Consider the following 25,627-nt stretch of genomic DNA (forward strand, 5'->3'; position numbering starts at 1 on the left):
TATCATTTCATGAGTAAAAATCAAACCCAAAGCATGTTAAGCACTTGGCTGATAGCCACCCCGATGATGCCTGCGGCAATGATGGCGATTATCATATTGAACCAGTGACGCATGACTCCCGACCAGTCCTTTAGATTGCGCTGAAAATGAAGTGATAATATCGAGCCAGCTCGCAGAGCTGATATGAAGGCGCTGTAAAATAGGTTGCAATGAAATATCAATCGCACCCTTTTTATCAGGTCGAACGATGCGCCCGGTCAGGTCGATAAGTTCCAGATAATCGGTCAGTTTGAAGGCCAGCCCTTCCGGCCTGTTTTGACGAGGGTTTCCTGTAAACGGATATAGCCGTTTCGGTTGCCGGTGTTGCTGAGCCGCTTTGGCCCGCTGTCTGATGCTGGTAAATTTGGAGTCTTCCGGTGTCGAACTCAGGCCTGCGCGCAGCGGGTTTAAATCAACATAGGCCATACACGCCGCTAATGCGGTTTCATCCAGCAGTGCCTGTGATTTAAACCGACCTTCCCAGAATCGACCGCTACAGTTATCTTCAGCATTGGCCTGTCTTGCGATGGGTTCATTAAGCTCTCGCATCAACCAGCTGATATCCTGTAACCGGGCCCGATAAGTTTCTGCCGAAGCATTGACCAGAGTCGTCTCAAATTCTGACAGAGATTCACCTTGCTCAAATTGCCGGGTGAAGTGTGTGCCCTGATGCAATTGATGCCAGTGTTGAATCACTTCCTGTGTGGACCAGCTCTCGGCCTGTGATTCGTTGACATGCAAAACCACGTGTAGATGATTACTCATGATGGCATAAGCACAGATATCAATCGCAAATACACCGCCTAAAAACAAGAGCCGTTCTTCTATCCAGCCACGGCGATGCTCAAAGCTTTTCCCCGTCACACTATCCTCACCACATAAGAAGGCACGCCGGACACATCGGGAAATACAATGATAATAGGGTGTATCGCTCAGACTAATCTGCTGACATCTCGGTTTTGGCATAAATAACGACCACTACTGATAAGTGCATCTGTATACTTATACAGTATCTTATCAATACGTCAAGCCCAAACCACACTTCCCATATTGACTGGCTTCATCAGGTGGGTGGCCTATTTATGTCACTTGATTTCATAAGAGCCGCATGAATACTGGCTCTATATGGTGGGTGGCCTATTTGTTACTCTGCGCTCTCAATATCACTGCGATAAAAGTAAGGACAACAATTGAACCTAACGAGACACCACAGCGTTTCATACGTATATTCTTAGGCTCTAGACTACCCCAATTGAGATCAAACTTTTATCTCTTTTATTCCAACAAACTCATGAAATTTCCTCATCAATGCCATCAGACTTAATCATTTTTATCAAAAAATTCCAAACCAACCCTCGATTCAAAAGAACTAAAGAGAACTAATAGAGAGAACTAATAGGACAGCCACAATAACAGAACATTAAATCTCACACGGCTAATACGCATACCATTTCAATGAATTAAATGATGACAATCCTGTCGGAGCTCTCAGAATAAATATTTAAGCTCATATCTGAGGAAACGTGGAGTAAATCGTATAATTGAGGGTCGCCGAGGTCGCTCTGTTTGGGAGTAAAATAATGAGGAATTTATCCTTCTAGGAGTAAAAATTAAACCCTAAGCGTGTGAAGCACTTGGCTGATAGCCACCCCGATGATGCCTGCGGCAATGATGGCGATAATCATATTGAACCAGTGACTCATGGCTCCCGACCAGTCCTTTAGATTGCGCTGAAAATGAAGTGATGATATCGAGCCAGCTCGCAGAGCTGATATGAAGACGCTGTAAAATAGGGTGCAATGAAATATCAATCGAACCCTTTTTATCCGGTCGAACGATGCGCCCAGTCAGGTCGATAAGTTCCAGATAATCGGTCAGTTTGAAGGCCAGCCCTTCAGGCCTGTTTTGACGAGGATTACCTGTAAACGGATAAAGCCGTTTCGGTTGCCGGTGTTGCTGAGCCGCTTTGGCCCGTTGTCTGAAACTGGTAAATTCAGAGTCCTCCGGTGTTGAACTCAGGCCTGCGCGCAGCGGGTTTAAATCAACATAGGCCATACACGCCGCTAATGCGGTTTCATCCAGCAGCGCCTGTGATTTAAACCGACCTTCCCAGAATCGACCCGTACAGTTATCTTCAGCATTCGCCTGTCTTGCGATGGGTTCGTTGAGTTCTCGCATCAACCAGCTGATATCCTGTAACCGGGCCCGATAAGTTTCTGCCGAAGCATTAACAAGATTCATGGCGAATTCAGGCAGAGACTCACCTTGCTCAAATTGTCGGGTAAAGCATGTGCCCTGATGCAATTGATGCCAGTGTTGAATCACTTCCTGTGTGGACCAGCTCTCGGCCTGTGATTCATTGACATGCAAAACCACGTGCAAATGATTACTCATGATGGCATAGGCACAGATATCAATCGCAAACACACCGCCTAAAAACAGGAGCCGTTCTTCTATCCAGCCACAGCGATGCTCAAAGCTTTTTCCCGTCACGCTATCCTCACCACATAAAAAGGCACGCCGGACACATCGGGAAATACAATGATAATAGGGTGTATCGCTCAGACTAATCTGCTGACATCTCGGCTTTGGCATGGATAACGACCACTACTGATAAATACATCTGTATATTTATACAGTATTTTGTCAATTCGTCAAGCCCGAACCACACTTCCCATATTGACTGGCTTCATCAGGTGGGTGGCCTATTTATTTTATACAAAGTGAAGGTTTCGGCCATTTTGCTTCCTCTCATTTCATAAGAGCCGCATGAATACTGGATTTATACGGTGGGTGGCCTATTTATTTCTCTGTTATAACAGGATCCTTGAACCTTCCTTTTTCAAGGTCATTCAAATAATCGGAAACGCCACAGTTTTACCAACAAAATGAATCAAAATGCAAAGTGAAGGTTTCGGCCATTTTGCTTCCCCTAATTTCATAAAAGCCGCATGAATACTGGCTCTATATGGTGGGTGGCCTATTTGTTAAAAATGCATGGCGCTACATTTTGGGTACCAAAATTCGTGACATGTATTTTTGTCAATTGCTGCGACTTGTTATGAGCCATTACCACCCATCGAAAATTTGACTTATATTAGAAGACTGATATTTAACAGCCTGCATCAAATTATACATATTTTTTGTCTTTGGTATATCAAAGATAGAATTTCCGTAACTATCTACTAGATCCAATTGTGATTGAGTTTCCCAAAAATATTGGTGCTCATCTGTAAAATATTTATAAGTCTCTTCAAATAATCGAAATCGTTGATTATTAAATGTTGTGAAATAAACAAAATCCACTCTACTTATTGAACTTTGTAAATAATTTGGTGCATCATCTCTTTCCCAGTTAATTTTATTATACTGAGTTAATTCAGTTAGCTTATCTACAAGTAATATCCAGTCTCTAACAGTTTTCATTTTAATTTCCAACAACTAATTCAGATTTAACATTACTAATTTCTTCTACAATTATATTTATCAAAGAGTATATTTCACGAGCATTTTTTTCTGGGGGTATCGGAGAGGACGACTTTCCCCAATACGTCTCTAAAAATACCTCTATTTTAGAAATAGCATTAACAATATCATGTTCTAAGTCACCTTTAGCACCTTTTTTCAATGCTCTTAATTTAACTTTAACTTTAGTTAATATTTCAGTAATATCATCAATACTTGCAGTATACGTTCCTAGCAATTTAGATAATTCTGATGATAGCTTTTGTAATAAATCTCCTTGAATATCAACTCTAGCTCTAAACATAAAACTCTTTTTTAGGCGCTTAATAAGGATTAATGTGAATATGGATATGAAAAATCCTATAATTGAAGCCCAACTCCCATAATCAGATAGAGATAATGCCTTAATAGGTTCCCAAAGTTGTATAAATAATTCCAATTTCTCTTACCTTATAGTTTGATAAATATTAATGTAAACCGCACCTTGAATCGATGATAATTTTTGGCTCATAACGCCGCGCTCTGCGGCAAACTTGTAGCGCAGCGGAAAGTTTGTCCGACAGCAGCGCTTTGTTAGATTTATTTAAAGTAAGCTGTGTAACGTCTAGAGATCCAGCCCTGCTCAAGAACACCGTCAATTTCAACCTCAACTAGAAGCCATGACCGGTCGGATTTATCAATAACTTCGACCAATGTTCCAACCGGTAGCGTTGTGACTATTTCAGATTTCATTCCTGGACTTTCTCTAAAGTTCAGGGTGTTAGCAGTAACAACACGAAACCCTTTTAGAGCAGCACGATCGAAATTTTCATTCGGCTCCTTAACAAAAGCTTTGGCCTCTGACGGCGTGGTTATAGAAACGGTCTCTTTTCTGCCCTCAATTACATTTGTCATTACATAAGCAGACAGGCAACTCAAAAAAACAGGAAGAAAATAAGTGTGGTACAAGTAAAGTAAAATTCTCTTTGTTTTTTCCGAGAGAGCATTAAAATCAGTTACCGAAGATATTTCTTCACTTATTTCCGCATCTATTTCTATAAGAGATTCATCAATAGCTTTTGAAAAAGCCTTTTCAGGATAGAAAGCTAAAGCTGAGTTTTCAAAAAACGGCGAGTTTTCCAAGTTAGATAAGGCTTTAAATGATGCGAGATTGCTCAGCTGTGATATATGTTTAAACGCTTCCGATTGTTTCAAAGCAATTGATGCTAATTGACTTGATACGGCCAGACTTTGAAGTTGCCTTGCCGTTTCAGATTGCTGGAATGCAATAGCAGACAATCGAGTCGATTCTGCAATAGATCTAAATGATTTCAATGCTTCTGATTCTTGCAATGCCAGTGCAGCAAAGCGACTTGAATCAGTTAACTCTCTGATAGTTCTCAAGGCATCTGACTCACGGAGTGCGAGCGAAGCCAACTTACTACTTTCTGCAACCATGCGCGCAGATTTCATCAGTTCCGACTCATTAAATGCTAACGAAGCCAACTTGGTAGATTCACTAAGCTTTCTGATTGAACACATGGCTTCAGATTCTTGGAATACCAACGCAGCTATATTAGTCTGCTTTTGAAACCTTTGAATAGACTTCATCCAAGGAGGGTTGACTAGCCTCTCAAGCTCTTTATTCATACTTTATACGTTGCTCATTCCTAGTTAGCACACAAAAATCTAACATTTGTATATCACGCACGCTCAAAAACTACCCGCACACTTTTATCCAATAAGTCGCTAACTCATTCTATTTCAATAGAATAAATGATTTTTTTAAAATCATCCTGAGTGACAAAACGCGCACGCGCAATATCTCCCCTGATTGTGCGTAATAACTCCCCCAAATAAAAAATAACTTATTGATTTAAATTTATTTTTTAAAAACTGATGAAAATAAAGTGTGCATCATGTGCTACAAAATGTGCTTGATTTCTCATGCATAAAGATAATACTGTATGTATATACAGTATTTTATCAGTGAGAGATTTCAATGGATCATAGCCCATTTTTAGAAGATATCCGGCAAAACATCCGGCTTCGCGGATATAGTATTCGTACCGAAAAAAGCTACCTATACTGGATCAAAGCTTTTATTTTATTCAAAAATAAGACCCATCCTTCACTTATGGGCGCACCTGAAGTCACTCAATTTCTCTCTTTTTTGGCTAACCAACGACATGTGGCGGTTAACACCCAAAAAGTGGCTTTAAATGCATTAGCTTTTCTTTATCAAAAATATCTTCATCAAAATTTAGGGGATCTCGGTTTCTCTTTAGCAACGAAACAACGTCAATTACCTGTGGTACTGACGCCTGAAGAAGTCAGTCGAATCCTATCCCTTCTTTCACCAGAGCCTGCGTTAATTATTCGGATCCTATACGGTAGCGGCCTTCGAATTAGTGAATGTCTACGCTTAAGAGTACAAGACGTTGATCTCGATAAATTATCCATAACAGTCCGTGATGGTAAAGGACGTCAAGATCGACAAACGTTATTAAGCCACCAATGCTCCCAGCAGTTAAAAGCTCGGCTCAATCAAGTACTGGCCATGCAAAAATCCGACAATCAAAACGGGATTGGACCATCGCTACCCGGTATATTAAGTCATAAGTATCCAAATGCATTTCGCCAGCCCGGTTGGATGTTTTGGTTCCCCAGCCAAACTGTTTGCACACACCCCATCACCGGCGAGGCCTGTCGGCATCATTTGCACAGTTCATCGATTAGAAGAGCCCTATCGGCAGCGGTTCAACAGGCTGGTTTATTTAAGAAGGTTAGTTGCCATACTTTTCGTCACTCATTTGCTACGCAACTTTTAGCGACGGGAGCAGATATTCGAACCGTTCAAGAATTACTCGGTCATAACGATGTGAAAACGACTCAAATCTATACTCATGTGTTAGGTCAACACTATGCCGGAGTTATGAGCCCTGCGGATCGGCTTTAGCAAGCACGCTACCGCCCCAAGAATGCTCACCGCATCCCTGTAGTTTCAACTTAAACAGGCTGTCATGTTTCAACCATGAGCACAAAATAACTGCCACTGCTGATATTTTCCATTCTAATTAAATTGATAATCAATGCTAGCTTAACGAGTCGATTTTTTGATGAAAATCAGACGGCTGAATCATTTACTGAATTGGCTTAATACAAAGGTATGAGATAAATAATGCTTGTGAATCGTTATTTACGAAATCGAGGGATTTTAAAGGGAATAAAAGTGGCGCACCCTGCAGGATTCGAACCTGCGACCCCATGCTTAGAAGGCACGTGCTCTATCCAACTGAGCTAAGGGTGCATTTTTGAGTGGCTGAAGCGCGTATGATTATACTCTGTCCCCAACCAACGACGCCGAATATTACTGAGATGTCACCGTAGCGTCAAATACTTTTGTCCAAATGCCACACCAATGACTAATTATTCATCACCTGGCCTCTCAATACTTCATTACGATTTATATCCGGAACATTTTTATTGATAAAACAACTGTTTTTAATTGATGCACCAAAATCAATCTAGCCCAGTCGTTCCTTTTCTGCGACAATATCGCCACTGAATTCATAACCCCCCAAGCTAAATAGTTTATGTCTGCTCAGATTATTGATGGAAAACAAATCGCTCAATCGCTGCGAACTGAAGTGGCTAGCAAAGTGGCTCAGCGCCAGCAAAAAGGACTTCGCGCTCCCGGATTAGCTGTAATCTTAGTGGGTGAAGATCCCGCGTCTCAGGTTTATGTCGGTAGCAAACGCCGTGCTTGTGATGAAGTTGGTTTTATCTCTCGCTCTTATGATTTACCCGTTACAACCTCACAACAAGAGTTATTTGAGCTGATTGATCAGCTGAATAATGACGATGAAGTCGATGGTATTTTAGTACAGCTGCCGCTCCCCGATTCGATTGATGAAACACAGGTGATCGAGCGGATTCGTCCGGATAAAGATGTCGATGGTTTCCACCCTTATAATATCGGCCGGTTGGCACAGCGTATTCCTGCGCTTCGCCCTTGTACTCCAAAAGGGATTATGACGCTGGTTCAATCTACGGGTGTCGATACCTACGGGATGCATGCGGTGATCGTCGGTGCTTCCAATATTGTGGGTCGCCCGATGACATTAGAACTATTGCTGGCCGGTTGCACGACAACAACGTGTCACCGCTTTACGAAAGATTTAGAAAGCGAAGTTCGCCGCGCGGATCTATTGATCGTCGCGATTGGGAAATCCCAGTTTATTCCCGGTAAATGGATTAAAGATGGCGCCATTGTGATCGATGTCGGCATTAACCGTCTGGGATCCGGCAAACTGGTCGGTGATGTCGAGTTTGATATTGCCAGCCAGCATGCCAGCTGGATCACACCGGTCCCCGGTGGGGTTGGCCCAATGACCGTCGCTAGCTTAATTGAAAATACTCTGGAAGCCTGCGAAAAGTATCACGATCCTCAATAAGCTCATTTTAAGGTGATTGTCTTTGATGCAATCACCTTTTGTTGCTCTATAGGCTATTTCTCGGCAGTTAACTCCCCTCTCACAACGATTTTTTAAAGCGACCTCTCATTCAAACTTGCCGCATTGCTTGTAAGCTGTTCAGATAATGCTAAAGGTGAGATATAACCAGCGACCTGTTTCTCAGGCTCCAGATTCCCCGTTGCCGATATAAAAATTAGTGTGGGTAAACCGATCACCCGATAGCGGGCTAACAGCGTCTGTTGTTCAGGGCTCATCTCGGTCACATCGACTTTAATGACCGTCACCGATTTGAGCGTTTGTATCAGAGCGGGATCCGTCCAGGTATGTTGATCCAGTTCCCGACAAGCCACACACCAGTCGGCATAAAAATCGAGGATCACCGGGGCATTTGCAAGCCGGGCTTGGCTCAGGTGAGTATCCAGTTCATGGCTTTGACTCACACGGTAATCAATCGCACTCGGCTGTGGCCCGGAGCGGCTAAAAGGAAGCTGCGCAGCAAAAAGATGCATCCCCAACACGAATATGCCAAGGCTTACGACAGCGGCCACAAGGCGCCGCATTTTTCGCAAGGAAGATAGCACTAAATAACTGAGCCAGCCCAACACCATACTGCCCAGCAGCAACCAGAGGGCATTGACCCAACTGACGGGCCAAATCCGTGCCATCAATAAAATAGGTAAACTGAGTAGTGCCAATCCCAGAGCGGTTTGCACCGGCTGCATCCAATGCCCGGCCCGAGGCAATAAGGCTCGCCCTCCGACAGCAGCGATAAGCAAGGGGATCCCCATCCCTACAGCCAGCAGATATAACGCAATAACACCGTTCAACCACTGACCACTTTGCAAAATAAACAACAAAATACCAGAGAGTGGTACACTGGTGCATGGCGAGCTGATCATCCCTGAGAGTGCGCCCATCAGCAATAAGTTCAACCACCGCGGATAATGCAGCCGTTGGCTCAATTGCGCCCATTGCGTTTGCAACCCAACCGGTAAACTCAGCGAATACCAGCCGAACATGGCTCCTGCCATCGCTATCACCCAAAGGCTCATCACGCCGATCACGACGGGTGATTGCAGCAGGCTCTGAAAGGCCATTCCAACAAGTCCTGCGATAAGGGCCAAAACGGTATACGTGAGCGCCATCCCCTGCACATAAAGCAGAGCACCCCAAAAACTATGTGCGTGTGACGCTTTATTCTCAGCCCAAATAGAGGCAATCACCAGCGGATAGATCGGCAATACACAAGGAGTAAACGCAAGTCCCATTCCCAGCACAATCATCAGTGCGAGGCTCCACCAATACTGGGCTAAATAGTTGGCAATCCACTGGCCACTATAATGTGATGCCGTCGTTTTAGATGTCGATGGCTGAACAAATTGCCCCCCTTGCTTCAGGTTGGCATTCACCTGAAAAGTTTGGGTGTGCGGCGGATAACAAAAGCCAGAGAACGCACAGCCCCGATACTCAATGCTGATCAAATCACCGGCATGAGCCTCGGCACCGACATGTAATAACAAACCATGAGTATAAATCGCAACATCACCGAAAATCGGGTCATGATGGTGCTGTGCTGTGGGGAAGTTTATTGGCAATTCATGATCGTGATAACGAACTTTAATTTGGTCCCGATACAGATAAAAACCGGGGTGAATTTGCCAGTTCAGCGTCAACTGAGCATCGTGATAGACCCCGTCCAGTTGGAAAACCTGGCTCACCGGTAGCACCGACGTAACCGGGCGATTTGGCTCGACAACCGTAGCTTGGGTTACGCAAGAGCATAGCAGCGTCATCATCAGCATCAGGTGATAACATCGTGCGATGATCTTACGCTGCTCTATCACTAGCTCGGACCGCAGTTACTGTTTGGTGTATTGGTATTGCAGAAGTGTTAGCAACGGTCCATACCCCTGATTGCCACACCAGTAGTTGATGAGATTCTGCACGCCACGGCTGGTATGGGTTGCGCCGGAGATACCATCAACACTGTAATCATCCTGCTGTTCGCCCCCTTTGGTTAGGCGAAAGTCAGGCTGTCCTGACTTAAAGATCGACTTCCCGGCAAATTTTGCAGCCCACTGCTGATTGGTCATCACCTGTCCTCCCAACGCGGGCGTTTCGGCATTTTGATAAAAACCAATGCGAGTGATCTTGAGGGTATGAAGATCGAGTGCCAGATAGCCATAGAGCATATCAAAATAGCCCATGCCCCGGATTGGCAAAACAATCTCGGAGTAGTCGCCGGATGCAGCTTTAACTAAATAAACTTTGGCAATTTTTTCTTGCTCTTTTAAGCCCGCCAGATTGGCTTTAGGATCCAGAGCATGCGGCTGAATCAGGCCTTGTTGCGATAGCTGTTGATACTTTGCAATCGCACTGTCATCTGTAATTAAGCTATCGTTATCCAAATTCACCCACTGCGTCGTTATGCGTGCTTTGAGCGTATCTGACAAGTTCCCCTGCACCGATAAACCGGCTGTTTCGGCTAAAACACGCTGCGGATCGCGTTTTACCGTTTTGTTTTCGTTTTCATGGCGGCCGCTAATTTTATCGCGCAGGGCCTGAATTTTTGCATCCTCTTTGGGATTATGATCAAAACAACCGCTCAGAAGCAGTGTTGTCGAAAGTACTGCACAAAGCAGTTTGGCTGAATACGTCATCACTAATTCTTACTTCAAATGAAAAGGAACAATCTGGGCAATCGTTTTGATATCACCCGCGCTGGTATGCAATATTAATTGGAGATACTCCCCTTTGGATAAAGCACGCTTCGGTGCCATAAACATCAAATGGGTGGTATTCGGTGTCAGCACTAACCGGCCATGAGCGCTCACCTGAAGCTGTTTGACCGGTTCCATTACCTGTTGCCCCTGACGAAAATGGACCGAATGGAACATCACCTGCGAAAACGCTTCACAACTGACCGATAATATCTGCAGCGGTTTATCTAGATGATTGATAATTGCCATCCTTGAACCCGTTGCTTTCGCCGGTGGGCGCAACATAAAAATAACTGGTGCTACCACATCGACTTGTTGCGCCGAGAGTTCAACGGCCTGAGCAGGGCTCAAGGTCAAGCAACCCCAAAAACTACCGAGTAATAAAACATACCTAATGGTTTTGCAAAAGCCGGTCGACATCACGGTTTAAATCCCTTGAAGCAGAAAAACCAATCTCTGTTCGTGTCACTACCCCATCCCGATTGATCCAAAAGGTGGTCGGCGTCACTTCAACGGCATAACGCTCTTGAGTAATCCCCAATTGATCACGAACCAGTGGAAAATGGAGTTGCCACTTATTTTGAACCGCGGTTAAGTCAACCGCTCGCTTATCCATATTAACGGCAATCACATCCACTTGTTTTGATCGAGACATGGCAACCTTATTCAAAGATTTCATCATCGCGATGCACGCTCCACAATCCTCAGTCCAAAACTCCAAGATCACCGGTTTAGTGGGATTTTTAGGGAGATCAAATTGTTGCTGAGCACTATCAAAAGTCGCTAGCGGCGGGGCCGTTTTGCCAATCTGCACTCGCTCTTGCTGACATCCCCCCAGCACCAGTAGGGTTGCGACTATCCAAGCTGAATTAAGCCACTTCATTGAGCACTTCCTCGCCCACATATTTGCCATGTTGCAACCGAATAATCCGGTCGGTGTATTTCCCCAGATCCGGATTATGCGTCACCATAATGATGGTGCGATCCTGCGCATGGAGTTTCTGGAAAATTTCCAAGACAATTTGCTCATTCTTTTCATCTAAATTGCCAGTGGGTTCATCAGCAAAGATGATCGGACATTCATTGACCAAAGCACGGGCAATACAAACGCGCTGCTGTTCACCACCGGACAGCTGATTCGGCAAGTGATCGATGCGGTGTCCTAGTCCTACCTGTTCGAGTACCGCCGCTGCCGCTTCTTTATCCGTCACACTATGATAGTGCTGAGCCAGCATCACGTTTTCCAATGCGGTTAAATAAGGGATCAAATGAAACTGCTGGAACAGCAAGCCAATTTTTTCAGCGCGAAAAGCACGGCGGCCATCTTCATCCAGCCCTGCGGCATCTTGTCCATCCAGATAGACCTGTCCGGCCGTTGCCGTATCCAGACAGCTTAAAATGTTCATCAATGTGGTTTTGCCTGAACCGGACGAGCCCATGATCGAGACAAACTCACCATATTTAATCGCAATATTAATATCATCTAGCGCTTTGACTTGATCAAAATGTTTGCAAAGCCCTATGGTTTGAATTGCGTAATCAGACATCGTTATTCCCCTTTTAAGACTTTGGCCGGATCAATACGAATGGCGCGCAGCGTTGGAATGGTTGCGGCCACGAGCGCGGCTAAAAATGACAGTACAATCGTGATCAAGAAGACCGGAAGGCGCAGATCAATCGAGGCACTAAATACGGTTTCACCTAAAACTTGTGCCAGTAGATACCCCAGTGCCAATCCGACCACAATCGCAGAAACCGTCATGATGATCGTCTCTTTTAAAATCTGTTCAGTAATCGCTTTATTGGATGCTCCCAACGCTTTTTGCAGTGCAAATTCACGGCGCCGTTCAGCAAACATCGCCGTTAAGGTCGTATTTACACACAGCGTCGATAAGATCAAAATCACAACGGCAACCAACCCCATCAACAGTTTAATTTTATCCAGAACCTTCCCTTCCGAAGCCGACACTTTGCGGATCGGGCGCGCCGTTAATTTCGGAAAGTTTTGTTGCAAGGTATGGGCAAACTGCGCCACCTGATCATGATCGTTATCAATACTGAACATCGCATAGTTGATCTTTCCCGGATGCCCCAACCAATTTTGGACGAAAGGCAGATTAACAATCAGGTAATTATCTTCATCTTCACCCGATTCAATAATCCCTTTAATGGTAAATTGATGACGGACATTGCCATTAATCACATGGATCACCGAGCCTAATTTCAGCTCCAGCTTTTTAGCCAATTTGGTTCCGATCATCGCATTACGTTCATCAAAAGAGACACCGATCCAGTCCCCCTGGACCTGCCAATAGGGCACCAGTTTTTTAAGCTGTGAAAAATCGACGCCCATCAGCACGACTTTTTCCAGATCAGACTGCACCATGCCGTACAAATATGGGCTGGAAGCGACTAAACTGTGTGCCGGGACCTGATTTAACATTTGCTGGTAGTCATGTTGATCCAGATACGCGGCTTTGCCGGGCCCGACGAAAAAGTTAGCGCCGTAGCTGCGCAGTTCATAACTCATTTTCTGGTTGATATCAAAATACACACCAGCCATCGCCGTAATAATCGCGGCTCCCACCGTGAGTGCTAGAAACACCACAAAGACGCGGCGCAAGCGCAACTTCAAAGAGCGGATGACCAGCAAAGAATTCATTGAGGTTGTTTTATTTGCGGCCATACAACACCTCGATTGGATAGAGCGCTGCAATCCGCCGTGCGGGGAAATAAGTTCCCAGCAGTGTAATCAACACCGCAACCACCAAGACCACGGGGACGATAATCCAGTGGAAATTTACCGCCGAGTCAAATAACGCATAGCCCATCACTTTGGATAATCCGTATCCGGCGACGCAGCCCAGTGCCCCACCTAATACGCCACAAATGGCCGATTCCAAATAAAACAACAAATATACCTGCCAATTATGTGCGCCGAGTGATTTCATCAACCCGATCTCTTTAGCTCGCTGTAAAATCGCATTGGTCATCAATGAGGCAATGCCCATTGCCGCCGAGATCAACGCGGCAAAAGTCACCATAAACAGCAACGTTTGAATTTTACTAATGACCACGCCTTCTGATGCAGCAACTTGCCACAGAGGTCGAACCGATGCATTGTTCAATGCAGATTCCAGCTGAAAAGCAATCGAAGACACAAACGCCGTACAATACCAGCGATCATATTCATCGGAATCCAATGACTGCAGATCTTTACGTGCTTTTTTTGAGAGGTCATTTTCCGGGACCGTTAGCGCTGAAACCCGGATCGACTGTACCCGACCTTCCAGTCCTAACAATCGTTGAGCCAGATGCAATGGCATTACAATCGCATCTTCTTCAGCGCCACCATCGGTTAAAATACCGGTTACCTGCAATCGCTGGGTTTGCCCATTGCCGGTCACGGTTAGCTCATCCCCTACCTGCCAACCACGTGCTTTCGCCAGACTGCGCCCGACCAATGCCTGCGCTGTTTCATCATCGGGCCATTTCCCCTGAACTTGCCAGTAAGAGGCAATGATCTTATTGCCGGTGTGATAATCCGGTTCATCTGAAACTGGGATATTTTTATCAAAAAAAGTGCCGATAATATCCACATCCGAATGTTCGGTTCCAGCCACCACTTCGGCCTCACCTTGCACCGATGGCGCAAACCCGATGATGTTATTGCGCCAAAAAATATCCATAATGTTCGGCAGTTCAGTTTCGGCTAATAGATCCGCTTTATCCAAAGTATCGGTTGCACCATGCAGCATCTGTGGCAACTGAATTTGCCCTTCGGGTGTGATCTCAATATTCGCACCATAGGTCTTCATCTCGCGTGACATTTTGTCACCGATATTGATCGAAATAGCCAGCAATGCCGAAATCAAACTGGCTGCCAGAAAGACCGTGGTTGTGGCCAGAATTTTTCGGTTTGAATCATGGCGCCATGACTGGCGTAGCATTGTCCCCAACATGGCTAACCTCCCACTTGTTCAGACGCTATATACTGCTCCGGATTATCTCGGAACTTATCGTATGAACCTTGGGTTGTGAAAAAGTAAGTTTTCCCGGCATACATATAATTAAATGGTGCTTTTAAATTACTGACGTGGTCACCATTGACCGGATCCGTTGCTGTGATCTCGACCACTTCGCTGAAGAACTGTAAACCGCTCTCCAGCATTTTTTGTGAAATCACGATCTGATTATCTTGCATCGTCCATTTTTCAATGGGAATCGGGTTACAACCACCGGCGCGACCAATCGATGGGATAAAAATATGTACGCCACAGGCTAAACAGATCACCTGCGTTCCCTGCTGAATATAACCGGCATCGCCACACAAACGGCAGGCATCGAAGACCACGCCAAATTTTTGCTGACCCGGATAGCGGTCAATAATAAAAAAGCGCACCACTTTGCCATCACTGGCGACCCATTGATAACGATGTAATTTTCCATCCAGCAGCGGCTTTTCAATGGGAATATGCACCGCATGATCCGCCGCAAGTTCAACCGGAAGTGCGGCTGATCGAGTGGGTGGCCGAGAAGCCACTAAATCCCAATAACTGATGGAGGCTAAAACCAGTACCAGAGTCAGAGCGTAGCCCTGAAATAAATGCAATCGACTTTGATAATGTGCATGTTGCTTACGTTGTTCAACGCCTCTCGCCATACTTTTATAGTGCCGTTTCGCTGGAAGAATATTGCGGATCACGAAAAGAGCCGCCAACAAAATGGCAAGAATCAATACCACGTAAGCATAGAGCCAATAAAAATTGGTCACTTTCGATACATAACTGAGTAGTTCACGATACAGCCCGATCAATTGCAGTTTCATCCCCGCCAGTAGCAACTCGCCCGAAAGAGGTAGTAACGCAATGATCAACAAGACGAATGAAAAAATTCGATTAAAACGGCGACTGCGCCAACTCGCACTCAGCGTGGTCAGAAGCTGTGCGAACAGGATCAAAACAAATCCGCCCACCAAAGCAGCCGCGTTTAAGATGAGATCCGTATTGATGACCGACGTGACACTTAGCATCCCGAGTTTGGCAACACGCGCCCACATAAAGCTGGCCAGTAACACCAGCAAGCTTTGCCCGTAAAGCAGAATTTGTGAATTGGGTTTAAAGAAGAGATTAACTAAGCCTAACAGACACAGCAATACCGCATAAATGGCACTTGCGCTGAGCACGTAAATCTGGCTATAGGGAAGCGACAGATAAAGCGTGGCTCCGGCAACGACGGCAATAACAAATAACCAAAACTGCGCTCGATAGCGCCGAATTTTAACATCTGCCCATAACACACCCATAAATACCGCGATGAGCAGAAAATGTGAAACCACCTGCGACAGATAAAAGCTCATGAGACTCCATAACGCAATGAATAAAGTGGCTACTTAAGATAGCCACTGGCACATTATTCTGTTGCGAATTGCTTATTTATTCAGACCTACATATTTAAAGTTGTAAGTCACATCAAATGGTTTAAACCAGCGGCCTACGCCTGTTTCAGGATCAGTATGACGCAACAGGCCTGCTTTGGATGGTGGATCGATATGCAGGGTCATTTTATAGTTACCGACACCTAGCATTTTAACGTTCAAACCATAGTGAGGACCATCTGAAGCCACCATCGGCATGAAAGTGCCTGATTGTGTTTTACCGGTATCCAGGTTTTCAATTTTGTAGCCAACCGTCAGATATGGGATCCATTCACCCGCACCAAAACCGTTTTTGTTCCCTTTAGTTGCATGAATATCAGCTTCTAAATGGACATCAGATTTTGATGCAGCATTCATCATGCCTTGCGGTTCCATTGTGATCGGTTCTAAATAAACAGCGGCGAGTTGCATTCCATTCATCACAACCGTTTCACCGGCTGGTGTTTCACCAGCTTGGGCTGCAGATGCTGCTAACAATGAAGCCACAGCGGCAGATACAAGTAGTTTTTTTGACATTGACTCATTCCTTCTTTATCGACTCGTGGAGGTAGACTCCATCTCCAAATTACTGCGACGTTTTATGACAACGAGTGCCACAATCGCAGCTAAAACCAAAATAACTTGCGGGATTAATGTTTCTATATACGGGTAAATACCTAAGAGGCTAATTTGAGGCATTCCGGTGAGCAGGGTGGGATTCACCCACTTCGCTTCGACTAATTCCAAAATCCCTTTACCGGCAAATACAAATGCCATCAGATACATAAAGCCACCGGTAAACATGAAGAATGGCTTGAGTGGCAACTTCACAACGCTATACCGCATGATCACAAAGATAATGAGCAATATCACAATCCCCAGCGCGAGCCCTGCAAACAGTGCGATTAAGGATGCGGTATCAGAATTTGCTCCCAAGGCATAATAAAACAGAACGGTTTCAGCCCCTTCCCGATACACAGAAAGAAAACTGGCAAACCACAACCCGGCAATGGAACCGGATGTCAACGAACGCGCGAGTTTACTCTGCAGATACTTTTTCCATTGGGTCGCTTCTACTTTGGAAAGGAGCCAATAACTCATGAAGAACAGCACCACCACCGCGATCAGCATGGTCAAGCCTTCCAGAGCCTCCCGACTCGCCCCTGAATTGGTAAACAACCACTGAAATAAAACCGCAGTTGCTACACTCGCAACTAATCCGACGGCCACTGAATTTTTAACAATGTACAGCTTGTCACGATGTTCGTTTTTAATCAGATAAGCGGTAATAGCGGCCACAATCAATAGCGCTTCCAGACCTTCACGAAGAATGATGGTTAAGCTGGCTAAGAAAATACCCCAACTCCCCTGACTTCCGTCACCGATCATCTGCGTCGCTTTGGCTAAATCAGCCGATAACAGGCTCAGCTGCTCATCCATCGTCGCCACCGGTTGCTTCGCTTTCATCAAACTCACGATACGAGTAAAGTAGCCTTCGAGCTGTGCTTTAAAGGCTGAATCTCGAGCACCAACCGCATTTTCCATTCCGGTTGATTCAAACAAGTCAAAATAGGCATCTTGAACCGCACCCATCGCCCGCTCAACATCCCCTTGCCGGTAAATTGCAATCGCAGCTGCAATAGCATCATTGATTTGTGCAGAAACCTTGTTCCAATCTTTAACCGATGTATCTGCTGAAGCGGTTTGTGGCTGTGCTTGTTTCTGCGAATCTCGAGTCGCAGGTAGGTTCGGCAGATCATCTTTAAGGTCTTGCACAATGGTGGCGACATCATAGCCAAAGGCCACCAATTGTTGATTGCTATAAGGTTGCTGAACCAACGTTTCCATAGCTTGAAAACGGCTGTTGTAATCAGCGGCTTTGGTCGATGAACGATTCAGACGAATCGCCGTTTCTAAATCTGAATTTTTGTACCCTTGAAATTGGGCTTGCTGTAACAGTTGGTAGGCATGATCGAGTTTAGCTTTTGAATCATCCGCCTGATTTGATTCCCGATAGCTCGCCAGCGCTTGATTCAATAGTGTTTCAATTTTAACGACTTGATCGCGCCAGTAAGGCAAAATCGAATCTTTATTAATGTTTTGAGTTTCCGCAACCAGCTGATGCCCGGATTTTAAGATCTCCGGCACCGCCGCAATTTTTTGTTTCAGCCAATCGACTTGCTCAGAGACTTTCTCCTGAGATGCATTATTGGCAATCATTTTGCGGATTTCGCCAAATTTAGCTTCAAGCTGATAGCTGTACTGTTGGGAATAGTTAATTCGAATCGGACCTTCGAGACCTTCGAAGATCTCAAAATAAGCCATCTGAACGGTGCGCTTAGCCTGATTTACATCGCCGTTTTGATAGAGTGTCAACGCTTTATCAAGACGTGAATTAATTTCATCGGCTGCTTTTTGATAATCAATGATCGCAGCAGCGACAGAAAAACTAAACAGAAAACAACAGACCGTAAGAACAATCCGTTTCACGACACAATGCATGCCCTTATCCCTTATGACGAACAATCGGCTTTAAAAACGTTACCCAATCTTGAGCAACTGACAGCCAACCCGTTTATTAAACACATCCAAACACCCCATTCAGAATGCCCAAATGATTATGAAGAAGAAAAACAGGAAGTAATAGATCCAGATCAATAAAAATGATAACGATTCTTATTTGTTTTCTACTTTCAAAAACAACTATAGCAAATTAGCAAAAAACTTAAAATAGAAATGATTCTTATTTATCTTAAGGAGGGGTACAGGATTTCACAAAGCAGCGGATCAAACTGGCAACGCCTAGCTCACAATGATCGGCAGCAATGAAAGCATCATATATAAAAAACACTATTGAGCAGCGCTGATAAAATGCAGAACACCCAACATGCGTATGGAGCAACGCACGATCAGGTCATGAATTATCCATCTGCTATAAGACATGACCCTGAAGGATAAATAGCAAGAGACTAACGAAGAGAGGCTTGAATAATCGCTCGAACTTTCTCAAGGTCCGCCTGAGTATCCACCCCTAACCCAGGTTCAATGACCGCTTTGGCTAATTTAATCGAATAGCCATGCCAAAGCACCCGCAACTGTTCTAGCTTTTCGATTTGCTCCAGTGGGGATACTTCCATATGAATATACTGATCTAAAAATCCAGCCCGATATCCATACATACCAATATGCCGCAGGTAATATTCGGCTGGCCACTCGCCTTCTCGAGAAAAAGGAATCGGTGCACGGCTAAAATACAACGCCCGACCATTTTTATCGACGACAACTTTCACTGCATTCGGATCCTGGATCTGTTCAGCATCATTGATGGCCGTCCCTAAAGTAGCCATTGGGGAACTCGGATCATCAAGTAACAATTGCGCTACCTGATCGACTAACTGCGGCTGAATTAATGGCTCATCACCTTGAATATTAACGATAATTTCATCATCGGCGATTCCAGCATTCTTGACCACTTCCGCTAGTCGTTCCGTACCAGACTGATGATCACTGCGGGTCATGCAGACTTCCGTCCCATAAGGGGTCACTGCGTCGGCAATGCGTTGATCATCCGTCGCAACAATGACTCGGTTAGCCTGACATAAATTAGCTTGCTCAACCACTCGCTGGATCATTGGTTTCCCAACCAAATCCAGCAACGGTTTTCCGGGAAGCCGCGTTGAAGCAAAGCGGGCCGGAATAATTATGGTATAGCTCATTTAGGCAACTCATCACTTTTCAGTTCACGGGCTTTATCTTCAAGTAAGACAGGGATCCCCTGATCAATTGGATAAGCCAGCCGATCAAATTTACAAATCAACTCTTCATGAGTCTGATCCAAATATAGTTTTCCTTTACAAATCGGGCATGCAACGATCTCTAACAAATTACGATCCAACGGCATAGAGTTGCTCCAGTTTTTCTTGAATAAACATATAGAATTCTTCAGGCAGTGACGCGGTTACCGGCAAATAATACCAATTTGGCCCTGCTAGTTTTCGATATTTTAGCGCGTCTTTCTCGGTCATAAAAACAACTTGCTGCTGGTATTGTTTAATTTGAGCTGCGGACAATCGCCGATGATCGCCGATCTCAATATAACCATCCAGCTTCAATCCCTGTTGGCTCAGTGTCTGATAAAAACGCTGGGGATTGCCAATTCCCGCAAGGGCATATCCGGTTGTGGGGATATTAGGAATAATGTCATCATCACTAACGCGCCGCCAATTCTGTGCGCGTAGCGTCATGACATCACAGGCCAGCTCCGGTAATTCAGAACCATTGGCAATAATGCGATCCACATAATGCAATCGCGAAACCGGCTCGCGCAGTGGACCGGCGGGCAGGCACATTTCATTGCCAAAACGACGCACTGCATCGACCACACAGAGCTCGATATCTCGAGCTAAGCGATAATGTTGCATGCCATCGTCCGAAATAATGACATTACATTCAGGATAACGTTGTAGGATTAACTCAACCGATGCCTGACGATTAGCCCCCACCACCACCGGACACTGGCTACGACGACGAATTAATAACGGTTCATCACCACTCAACGACGCATCCATTTCGGCTTCAACCCACAGCGGCTGTTTCGAACTGCCCCCATAGCCCCGGCTAATCACAGCCGGGTGATAATCACGCGCACTTAAATATTCACACAAAGCGAGAACGACCGGCGTTTTACCATTGCCGCCGACACTAATATTACCAACGATAATCACCGGCACAGGGGGCCGGTAACTAGAAGCTTCGCCGCTTAGAAAGCGGCGGTGACGGCGCGATGCAATCGCTTTAAATAGACAGGATAACGGCCATAAAAACCAACGCCATAGCGACCGTTGGTACCACAGATGATCAAGCATCATCATCGCCGAACTGCATTTTATAAAGCTGATAATAGGCGCCTTTTTGCGCTAACAGCTCCAGATGCGTTCCCCGCTCCAACAAATGTCCGGAATCAACAACCAAAATTTCATCCGCATTTTCAATCGTCGAAAGCCGGTGTGCAATCACAATAGCGGTGCGATCTTTACATACTCGTTCAATCGCTTCCTGAATTTTCCGCTCGGATGCGGTATCCAGTGCCGAGGTAGCTTCATCAAGGATTAATATCGGCGCATCTCGCAACAATGCCCGGGCTATGGCAACTCGTTGCCGCTGCCCACCAGAGAGCATCACTCCCCGTTCGCCGATGAGTGTATCTAATTTATCCGGCAGGTTCTCCGCGAACTCCATAACATTAGCCATGGTCGCAACCTGAAGAATCTCTTCCTCGGTAGCATCATCTTTGGCATAAGCAATATTTTCAGCAATCGTTCCAGAAAATAGATGGACGTTTTGTGAAACCATCGAAAACTGGCTGCGTAAAGAGGCCAATGTGTAGTCTTTGAGATCATGCCCATCAATCAGAATATCCCCGTCATCAATATCATAAAACCGGGGAAGTAAGCTGGCGACGGTGGTTTTTCCGCTTCCGGATCGTCCAACTAAAGCAATTGTTTTACCGGCTGGTACTTCAAAGCTAATATTTTTGAGCACTGGCTCTTCTTTGGTCGGATACGTGAACGTGACATTTTTAAAATGGATATGTCCTTTCACCCGCTCTGGCTGATAATTCCCGGGGTCGTCCTCCGTTGGCGTATCCAATACCGAAAACAGACTGGTACAAGCAGCCATTCCTTTCTGGAAATCATTATTCAACTGGGTAATTGATTTGATCGGTTGCAATAACATCATCATCGACGTCACGATAACAGTAAAGGTTCCGGGGGTTAAATCGTTTAAGATCTCAGGAAATGAAGCCGCAAACAGAACCACAGCCAAACCCAGCGTTGCAACAGATTGTACGATCGGGTTCGAAATCGCCGATGTGGCCGACATTTTCATTTGCTGACGACGGATCTGATTGCTGACCTTATCAAAGCGTTTCGATTCTTTGTCTTGACCATTAAACGAGAGGACTTCTCGATGGCCATTCAGCATCTGCTCTGAAACCGAAGTTACAGAGCCCATCGCATCTTGCATATTCTTACTGATACGGCGGAATCGTTTGCTCACAATCCGAATGGCAACGGCCACCAGTGGACCGATGACCAAAAAGACCAATGACAACAACCAGCTGTTATAAAACATCATCCCTAACAAACCCACGATGAGCCCTCCCTGCTTCACCATCGTGACCAATGTTTTGGTGGAGGCCGATGCAATTTGGTTGGTGTCGTAAGTAATTTTTGATAGCAGTGTGCCAATCGAATGTTTATCAAAAAACGCGACCGGCATTGCCATGAGATGAGCAAAAATTTGTCGCTGCATTTTCATCACCACATGGCTCCCGACCCAAGCCATACAATAACTGGAAACAAAGTTACAGAGGCCACGAGCGATGACGATGCCAATGACAAAAAATGGCATGATTTTAAGAATGGATGGGTTAGAGCCAGTCAATCCCTGATCAATAAGTGGTTTAATGGAATAGACAAAAGTCGTATCAACAGCGGCATACCCAATCATTGCCACGATCGCGACGACTAGACCCGCTTTACGCTCTGCAACATAACTTAATAGACGCGCGAAATTCGATTTACTTTGCTCTGGTTTTTCTGAGGCCATATATAGATCAACTTATAATAATTGGCGGCCATTCTAACGGTTTAAACCGGAATCACCAACCGCTTCCATGAGAATTCTCCAGTAAGAAACCGCGATTGTACCAAAAAGGGGCTATATCCTTACGATAACTTACTAAATCACTACCAGAGGTATATAAATGGACTGAAACCTGCCCTAACATTGCCGTATTATAAAAAGGAATATGGAGCTTACGATAACGTTCTACAACCGATGCTGCGGGTAAATGATAGGCATTTAAAAAACCACTACTGGCCACCGCCCAATGCGGCTGCAGCTGCTTTAACCAAATGGAACTGGACGATGTTTGGCTCCCATGATGGGGGACACTAATGCCATCCACTTGCTGCCAACGATGTAAAACCCACCAATCTTCGGCGTCTTTCTCAATATCGCCTGTTAATAAAATTCGATGAAAACCATCACTAATAAGCAACATACAGGACTGATCATTGACATGACCGGCCACTACCTCTGGCTGTATCAAGGTTAAGACCAGTTGTTGCCAGTGATAGTTCCCCTGACAATTGTGAGTTTTAAAACGCGGATCCGCACCCCGAATAACCTGAGCCTCGGGATAGTGACGCCGTAAAAACGGATAACCACCGGCATGATCATTATCAGCATGGCTTAAAATAATTTTATCAACAGTGAGATCCCCTCGATCCATGAGAAACGGTTGGATGACAGAGCGAGCATATGAAAATCCAGAAGGATAACGAGCTGCCGTATCATATAAAATCGCATGATGATTCGACTCCACAACCACGGCCAAGCCCTGACCGACATCTAAAAAATGGACCCACCATCCATCCAATAGTGCGGGTTTCGCTGGCCAGAGTAACCAAATCGACAGCGCAATCCACCAACGGCGATGCGGCTTTGCCAATCCACATAAACCGATGATCAATATAAGAGAAAATAGCAGCCCGGTTGCTTTTGGAACCGGGACCATAACCGGAACCTGTGCAAAAACAATAAATAGTGCTTTATTTAAAAGACTTAAAATAATACCAACCGGACTAAAAAACAGGGTTGCAAAAGATCCACCTAAGACAAGCGAGATCACGCCTAATAACAACAACGGGATAATGACAAAACTAAACAATGGGATCGCTACTAAATTCAGTGGCAGAGCCAGCCAAGAGATATACCCAAATAAGCTCACCTGCAGCGGCAATAAACCAATCCATAATCCCATCTGCAAAAATAGCAATCTCCGCCATCCGGACCACGGACAGAGCCACAACAAAAAATAAATCAGCAGAATCGCCCCAAACGAAAGCCACAAACCACCACTGAGAATCGATAGCGGCCATAGCAGCGTTACGCCAAAAATAGCGATCAACCAACAATCCAAGTGACTAATCCATAACCAGCACCGTCTGACCATTAGCCAAATCAAAAGCATGATCATGGCTCGCTGAGCGGAAACCGGCCATCCAGCCAGTGAGCCATACCCCAATGCGCATAAGATTGCACCGAGCATTTCACACCAAATTCGCCATTTAAAAGGTAAAAAACGACTGCACAGCCGTCCTAGAAGCCCGCCCCAGAAAGCTAGAATACCAAGATGTAAACCTGAGATAGCTAATAAGTGTCCCACTCCAGCTTGCATCCATAACTGGCGCTCCCGATAAGGGATATCTGATTTAATCCCAGTGGTCAGCGCCTGCATGACCGATGCCTGTGGTATATTTTGAAAAGCCGTTTGTAATCGCTTAATAAGTTGTGATCGATAGCTAGTGGAAACGGTCTGGATAGTGATATTATAAGTAGTCCCCAGAGCTATAATATTCTGAGCCACCAATGCACGTTGATAGTTGAATATTCCTTGGTCAAGACTCGCATGTGCAGGTTTTAATGAAGCCCGTACGAGCACTCTGTCGCCAATATTTAAATCCGTCAACGGTTGATGATTACGATGATACTGGCTGAGGCGAATCATTCGATGGCTGAATAAAGAAACTGTAGTTTGATCGATTTGGTTTATTTTTAATAAAAAATGTTGCCTATAGGTATTTTTAGATACAGCCGTCACCGTACCTTCTATGCTATGGTAACGTCCCGACAGGGAAAGTTGATAAACGGCTTTTTGATAGGTATGTGCCTGCCAGCTCAACCAGCAGAGTGCCAAACAGCACCCTGTAACAAATGGATAGTGCTTTATGCATAAAATGCTTACGACAAGACAACCCATTAAAAGAAAAACAGATGGTAACGTCGGCCATATAAGAGACGACATCAGGGTGAATAACCACCCTATGAGAAAGTACTTCATAACACACTATTGATATATTTGACAGTATAATAGCATGCCGAAACGTCTTTTACAGCGCATAATGCCTGATCCAGAACAACTAAAAGCGAATAAGAATCTCCGTTTTTTGAATCGTTGGTTACAAGATGGGAATATCTGGCGACTCAATCGCCGCGCCGCTGCGGGCGCCTTTGCCGTAGGGTTATTTATTGCTTTTGTGCCATTGCCTTCTCAAATGATTTTAGCAGCCATCGGAGCCATTTTATTGCGGGTTAACCTACCCCTTTCAGTAGCTCTGGTTTGGGTCTCCAACCCATTAACGATGCCCCCTCTTTTTTATTTTTGTTATCGGGTTGGTGCAACCACGTTAAGAACTCCAGCCGAACAATTTTCTTTTCATCTGTCTTGGGAATGGTTCGTCACCACAATGGAACATATTGGTCCCCCCTTTTTATTAGGGTGTTTAATCTGTGGCTTAATTAGTGCGTTAGTCGGTTATGTGGCTATCAGCCAGTTGTGGAAATTCTCGACACTTCGCAAATATCAAAAACGGCGCAAACTGCGCCGCTAATACATTGCCATTCACTCAGTCCAGCAAGCCCTTCTCAAAGGCGCTTGTTGGAATTGGATCTGCCTTTAA

23 protein-coding genes and 1 tRNA gene are annotated in these 25,627 nt (G+C 45.1%); 3 read left to right on the forward strand and 21 right to left on the reverse strand.

Annotation, left to right across the window (positions count from 1 at the left end; translation table 11 throughout):
• Nucleotides 1-36 precede the first annotated feature (36 nt).
• From ABUE20_RS00420 to ABUE20_RS00440, 5 genes are all read right to left on the reverse strand, one after another.
• Nucleotides 37-1,005 carry a transposase gene (locus ABUE20_RS00420; protein ID WP_408617820.1) on the reverse strand — a complete coding sequence of 323 codons (969 nt, stop codon included), beginning with the start codon at nucleotides 1,003-1,005 and terminating at the stop codon, nucleotides 37-39.
• 651 nt (nucleotides 1,006-1,656) lie between these two features.
• On the reverse strand, nucleotides 1,657-2,634 hold the full coding sequence (locus tag ABUE20_RS00425; protein ID WP_408617821.1) for a transposase: 978 nt from the start codon (nucleotides 2,632-2,634) through the stop codon (nucleotides 1,657-1,659).
• Between the two features lie 474 nt (nucleotides 2,635-3,108).
• The gene (locus tag ABUE20_RS00430) at nucleotides 3,109-3,465 is read right to left on the reverse strand and encodes a hypothetical protein (RefSeq protein ID WP_408617822.1); all 357 of its coding nucleotides are present in this window, start codon (nucleotides 3,463-3,465) and stop codon (nucleotides 3,109-3,111) included.
• Nucleotide 3,466: 1 nt separating this feature from the next.
• Complete coding sequence (locus ABUE20_RS00435) at nucleotides 3,467-3,943, reverse strand: hypothetical protein (RefSeq protein ID WP_408617823.1); 477 nt, start codon at nucleotides 3,941-3,943, stop codon at nucleotides 3,467-3,469.
• A gap of 140 nt (nucleotides 3,944-4,083) precedes the next feature.
• A complete protein-coding gene (locus ABUE20_RS00440) occupies nucleotides 4,084-5,133 on the reverse strand; it encodes an SH3 domain-containing protein (protein WP_408617824.1) in 1,050 nt (349 codons plus the stop codon).
• Nucleotides 5,134-5,485: 352 nt separating this feature from the next.
• On the opposite strand from ABUE20_RS00440, the gene ABUE20_RS00445 reads away from it, so the two are divergent.
• The gene (locus ABUE20_RS00445) at nucleotides 5,486-6,442 is read left to right on the forward strand and encodes an integron integrase (protein WP_408617825.1); all 957 of its coding nucleotides are present in this window, start codon (nucleotides 5,486-5,488) and stop codon (nucleotides 6,440-6,442) included.
• A gap of 274 nt (nucleotides 6,443-6,716) precedes the next feature.
• On the opposite strand, the gene ABUE20_RS00450 is transcribed toward ABUE20_RS00445, so the two are convergent.
• Nucleotides 6,717-6,793: transfer RNA gene (locus ABUE20_RS00450), tRNA-Arg, on the reverse strand.
• Between the two features lie 286 nt (nucleotides 6,794-7,079).
• Between ABUE20_RS00450 and folD the strand changes: the two genes are divergently transcribed.
• On the forward strand, nucleotides 7,080-7,940 hold the full coding sequence (folD, locus tag ABUE20_RS00455) for a bifunctional methylenetetrahydrofolate dehydrogenase/methenyltetrahydrofolate cyclohydrolase FolD (protein WP_408617826.1): 861 nt from the start codon (nucleotides 7,080-7,082) through the stop codon (nucleotides 7,938-7,940).
• A 92-nt stretch (nucleotides 7,941-8,032) separates the two neighbouring features.
• On the opposite strand, the gene dsbD is transcribed toward folD, so the two are convergent.
• The 15 genes from dsbD to ABUE20_RS00530 all read right to left on the reverse strand — a co-directional run bounded on the left by dsbD (nucleotide 8,033) and on the right by ABUE20_RS00530 (nucleotide 25,008).
• Nucleotides 8,033-9,763 carry a protein-disulfide reductase DsbD gene (gene dsbD, locus ABUE20_RS00460; protein WP_408618221.1) on the reverse strand — a complete coding sequence of 577 codons (1,731 nt, stop codon included), beginning with the start codon at nucleotides 9,761-9,763 and terminating at the stop codon, nucleotides 8,033-8,035.
• Between the two features lie 57 nt (nucleotides 9,764-9,820).
• The gene (locus tag ABUE20_RS00465; protein WP_408617827.1) at nucleotides 9,821-10,621 is read right to left on the reverse strand and encodes an FMN-binding protein; all 801 of its coding nucleotides are present in this window, start codon (nucleotides 10,619-10,621) and stop codon (nucleotides 9,821-9,823) included.
• A gap of 9 nt (nucleotides 10,622-10,630) precedes the next feature.
• The gene (locus tag ABUE20_RS00470) at nucleotides 10,631-11,038 is read right to left on the reverse strand and encodes a copper chaperone PCu(A)C (RefSeq protein WP_408617828.1); all 408 of its coding nucleotides are present in this window, start codon (nucleotides 11,036-11,038) and stop codon (nucleotides 10,631-10,633) included.
• A gap of 34 nt (nucleotides 11,039-11,072) precedes the next feature.
• The gene (locus tag ABUE20_RS00475; RefSeq protein ID WP_408617829.1) at nucleotides 11,073-11,564 is read right to left on the reverse strand and encodes a TlpA family protein disulfide reductase; all 492 of its coding nucleotides are present in this window, start codon (nucleotides 11,562-11,564) and stop codon (nucleotides 11,073-11,075) included.
• Nucleotides 11,551-12,228, reverse strand: coding sequence for an ABC transporter ATP-binding protein (locus ABUE20_RS00480; RefSeq protein WP_408617830.1), 678 nt, complete (start codon nucleotides 12,226-12,228; stop codon nucleotides 11,551-11,553). The genes ABUE20_RS00475 and ABUE20_RS00480 overlap by 14 nt, the downstream gene beginning before the upstream one ends.
• Nucleotides 12,229-12,230: 2 nt before the next feature.
• Nucleotides 12,231-13,367: an FtsX-like permease family protein gene (locus tag ABUE20_RS00485; protein ID WP_408617831.1), complete on the reverse strand. Its 1,137-nt coding sequence runs from the start codon at nucleotides 13,365-13,367 to the stop codon at nucleotides 12,231-12,233.
• Nucleotides 13,354-14,643 carry an ABC transporter permease gene (locus ABUE20_RS00490; protein WP_408617832.1) on the reverse strand — a complete coding sequence of 430 codons (1,290 nt, stop codon included), beginning with the start codon at nucleotides 14,641-14,643 and terminating at the stop codon, nucleotides 13,354-13,356. The genes ABUE20_RS00485 and ABUE20_RS00490 overlap by 14 nt, the downstream gene beginning before the upstream one ends.
• 2 nt (nucleotides 14,644-14,645) lie before the next feature.
• Complete coding sequence (locus tag ABUE20_RS00495; RefSeq protein ID WP_408617833.1) at nucleotides 14,646-16,040, reverse strand: Fe-S-containing protein; 1,395 nt, start codon at nucleotides 16,038-16,040, stop codon at nucleotides 14,646-14,648.
• A 72-nt stretch (nucleotides 16,041-16,112) separates the two neighbouring features.
• Nucleotides 16,113-16,634 carry an iron transporter gene (locus ABUE20_RS00500; RefSeq protein ID WP_408617834.1) on the reverse strand — a complete coding sequence of 174 codons (522 nt, stop codon included), beginning with the start codon at nucleotides 16,632-16,634 and terminating at the stop codon, nucleotides 16,113-16,115.
• A gap of 15 nt (nucleotides 16,635-16,649) precedes the next feature.
• Nucleotides 16,650-18,599, reverse strand: a complete 1,950-nt coding sequence (locus tag ABUE20_RS00505) for an FTR1 family iron permease (protein WP_408617835.1) — start codon at nucleotides 18,597-18,599, stop codon at nucleotides 16,650-16,652.
• 467 nt (nucleotides 18,600-19,066) lie between these two features.
• Nucleotides 19,067-19,813, reverse strand: a complete 747-nt coding sequence (kdsB, locus tag ABUE20_RS00510) for a 3-deoxy-manno-octulosonate cytidylyltransferase (RefSeq protein WP_408617836.1) — start codon at nucleotides 19,811-19,813, stop codon at nucleotides 19,067-19,069.
• The gene (locus ABUE20_RS00515) at nucleotides 19,810-19,998 is read right to left on the reverse strand and encodes a Trm112 family protein (RefSeq protein WP_408617837.1); all 189 of its coding nucleotides are present in this window, start codon (nucleotides 19,996-19,998) and stop codon (nucleotides 19,810-19,812) included. The genes kdsB and ABUE20_RS00515 overlap by 4 nt, the downstream gene beginning before the upstream one ends.
• Nucleotides 19,982-20,968, reverse strand: a complete 987-nt coding sequence (gene lpxK, locus ABUE20_RS00520) for a tetraacyldisaccharide 4'-kinase (RefSeq protein ID WP_408617838.1) — start codon at nucleotides 20,966-20,968, stop codon at nucleotides 19,982-19,984. Before lpxK ends, ABUE20_RS00515 begins: the two co-directional genes overlap by 17 nt.
• Entirely contained in the window at nucleotides 20,955-22,709 is a 1,755-nt protein-coding gene (gene msbA, locus ABUE20_RS00525; RefSeq protein WP_408617839.1) for a lipid A ABC transporter ATP-binding protein/permease MsbA, read from the reverse strand. Before msbA ends, lpxK begins: the two co-directional genes overlap by 14 nt.
• Nucleotides 22,710-22,761: 52 nt before the next feature.
• On the reverse strand, nucleotides 22,762-25,008 hold the full coding sequence (locus tag ABUE20_RS00530) for a DNA internalization-related competence protein ComEC/Rec2 (protein ID WP_408617840.1): 2,247 nt from the start codon (nucleotides 25,006-25,008) through the stop codon (nucleotides 22,762-22,764).
• A 34-nt stretch (nucleotides 25,009-25,042) separates the two neighbouring features.
• On the opposite strand from ABUE20_RS00530, the gene ABUE20_RS00535 reads away from it, so the two are divergent.
• Nucleotides 25,043-25,558 (forward strand): DUF2062 domain-containing protein, encoded by a 516-nt coding sequence (locus ABUE20_RS00535; protein WP_408617841.1) that lies wholly within the window; start codon nucleotides 25,043-25,045, stop codon nucleotides 25,556-25,558.
• Nucleotides 25,559-25,627: the final 69 nt, after the last annotated feature.

The sequence above is a fragment of the Celerinatantimonas marina genome (genome assembly GCF_046054165.1).
Classification (GTDB): domain Bacteria; phylum Pseudomonadota; class Gammaproteobacteria; order Enterobacterales; family Celerinatantimonadaceae; genus Celerinatantimonas.

Coding starts and splice junctions, on each gene's coding strand:
- ABUE20_RS00425 (WP_408617821.1), bottom strand. CDS start 2,634: ATGCCAAAGCCGAGATGTCAGCAGATTAGTCTGAGCGATACACCCTAT.
- ABUE20_RS00440 (WP_408617824.1), bottom strand. CDS start 5,133: ATGAATAAAGAGCTTGAGAGGCTAGTCAACCCTCCTTGGATGAAGTCT.
- msbA (WP_408617839.1), bottom strand. CDS start 22,709: ATGGCCTCAGAAAAACCAGAGCAAAGTAAATCGAATTTCGCGCGTCTA.
- lpxK (WP_408617838.1), bottom strand. CDS start 20,968: ATGATGATGCTTGATCATCTGTGGTACCAACGGTCGCTATGGCGTTGG.
- ABUE20_RS00475 (WP_408617829.1), bottom strand. CDS start 11,564: ATGAAGTGGCTTAATTCAGCTTGGATAGTCGCAACCCTACTGGTGCTG.
- ABUE20_RS00490 (WP_408617832.1), bottom strand. CDS start 14,643: ATGTTGGGGACAATGCTACGCCAGTCATGGCGCCATGATTCAAACCGA.
- ABUE20_RS00445 (WP_408617825.1), top strand. CDS start 5,486: ATGGATCATAGCCCATTTTTAGAAGATATCCGGCAAAACATCCGGCTT.
- ABUE20_RS00505 (WP_408617835.1), bottom strand. CDS start 18,599: ATGCATTGTGTCGTGAAACGGATTGTTCTTACGGTCTGTTGTTTTCTG.
- folD (WP_408617826.1), top strand. CDS start 7,080: ATGTCTGCTCAGATTATTGATGGAAAACAAATCGCTCAATCGCTGCGA.
- ABUE20_RS00495 (WP_408617833.1), bottom strand. CDS start 16,040: ATGAGCTTTTATCTGTCGCAGGTGGTTTCACATTTTCTGCTCATCGCG.
- ABUE20_RS00485 (WP_408617831.1), bottom strand. CDS start 13,367: ATGGCCGCAAATAAAACAACCTCAATGAATTCTTTGCTGGTCATCCGC.
- dsbD (WP_408618221.1), bottom strand. CDS start 9,763: ATGCTGATGATGACGCTGCTATGCTCTTGCGTAACCCAAGCTACGGTT.
- ABUE20_RS00430 (WP_408617822.1), bottom strand. CDS start 3,465: ATGAAAACTGTTAGAGACTGGATATTACTTGTAGATAAGCTAACTGAA.
- ABUE20_RS00530 (WP_408617840.1), bottom strand. CDS start 25,008: ATGAAGTACTTTCTCATAGGGTGGTTATTCACCCTGATGTCGTCTCTT.
- ABUE20_RS00500 (WP_408617834.1), bottom strand. CDS start 16,634: ATGTCAAAAAAACTACTTGTATCTGCCGCTGTGGCTTCATTGTTAGCA.
- ABUE20_RS00465 (WP_408617827.1), bottom strand. CDS start 10,621: ATGACGTATTCAGCCAAACTGCTTTGTGCAGTACTTTCGACAACACTG.
- ABUE20_RS00480 (WP_408617830.1), bottom strand. CDS start 12,228: ATGTCTGATTACGCAATTCAAACCATAGGGCTTTGCAAACATTTTGAT.
- ABUE20_RS00515 (WP_408617837.1), bottom strand. CDS start 19,998: ATGCCGTTGGATCGTAATTTGTTAGAGATCGTTGCATGCCCGATTTGT.
- ABUE20_RS00420 (WP_408617820.1), bottom strand. CDS start 1,005: ATGCCAAAACCGAGATGTCAGCAGATTAGTCTGAGCGATACACCCTAT.
- ABUE20_RS00535 (WP_408617841.1), top strand. CDS start 25,043: ATGCCGAAACGTCTTTTACAGCGCATAATGCCTGATCCAGAACAACTA.
- kdsB (WP_408617836.1), bottom strand. CDS start 19,813: ATGAGCTATACCATAATTATTCCGGCCCGCTTTGCTTCAACGCGGCTT.